This is a genomic window from Lactiplantibacillus sp. B652, from assembly GCF_023806745.1.
GTDB lineage: Bacteria > Bacillota > Bacilli > Lactobacillales > Lactobacillaceae > Lactiplantibacillus > Lactiplantibacillus pentosus.
Window position 1 is genome coordinate 1 of sequence record NZ_JAMSKY010000050.1, and the last position, 1,224, is coordinate 1,224.

Sequence of the window (1,224 nt, forward strand, 5' to 3'; positions counted from 1 at the left end):
TAAGTTCATTCATGGGGAATGCCTCCTGTGATGTTTTCTGTGATTACTAAATATCATAAGGGAAGGCATTCCCTATTTCTATACAATTCAGAAATTTTTTATGCATTTACACAAGATATTTTACGCTCTCCTGTGATGTACTACTTCTTAACATGCTTTAAATCTTGTATTAAATGAAAAATAACGTTTTTTAACGTAAAATAGCCTGTTATAACGACCATAAATGCCGTTATAGCAGGCAATTAGACTCTATCTAGTGCTGACTAAAGATTCGAACCTTCAACCTTATCCTTACACCTTTCATAAATAAAAACACCCAGTTGTTATACTGGATGTTTTCTTTATATGGCAAACATTTTGGCAAACAAACATGTTATTTTTAATGAGTTAGTCAAGTTTTAACACTGCCAAAATGCCGATATATCGCGCTTCCAACTCTATCTTACATTACAATCCTATTCCCACTCGATAGTAGATGGTAAACCTCTGGGCGTATAATTTTAGTTAACCTCAAATTATTTTACTATGAGTATAGTGCTGAACAATGGGTATAATAGCTAGGGTTCCTCACGATATTGATAAAGATGCATTTAATCAAGAGTTAATCAGATTTAGAATTATAACGTAATACGCATGGTGCTAGTTAATTTTTAACCAGGTACCAATAAAAAGACATTGTTTTAGACGTGTTTGAAAACCCATGTATGATCGTGCAGAATTTTGCTCGATATTAAATAAACAACATAATTGTGAAAATACATCCTCTATCCTACGCCGTTGGTGTTTTAATAAGCTCTCATCACCTGAACATTGTTTCATATTTTTACGATATGGTGTCCAAAAACAGATGTCTATTCGTTTTAAGAGGATGTCTAAAATCTTTTAAGTAATAGTGCTAAAAACGCCAAAACGACCATTTGCAGATTGGTGGTTAATTGACGCTCACAATTTTCCAAAGTCGCCGACAATTCTCTAATCAACTAAAGGATCGTTCTACTACTCAACGTTGGGGCATGACTTCGAATCGATGCAACTCATTGCACTTCGCAACCTGCACGGTTGCGTTTAAATTACTTGCCACATCAAATCGAAAATTAACGTCTGAATGGTAGATTGTAAAATTAATCCGAACGCTGTTCGGACAAAAAAGATCAGCTTCCTTTAAAATGGTGTTTACCACAAACCCATCTTTTAGGAGCTGATCTTTTGTCTAGTATAACCTAT

At 34.4% G+C, this 1,224-nt stretch carries 1 pseudogene; it reads right to left on the bottom strand.

What is annotated here, in order from left to right:
- Positions 1 to 872: 872 nt before the first annotated feature.
- Positions 873 to 1,066, bottom strand: a pseudogene (locus tag MZO40_RS16925) (transposase); the annotation flags it as partial.
- Positions 1,067 to 1,224: the final 158 nt, after the last annotated feature.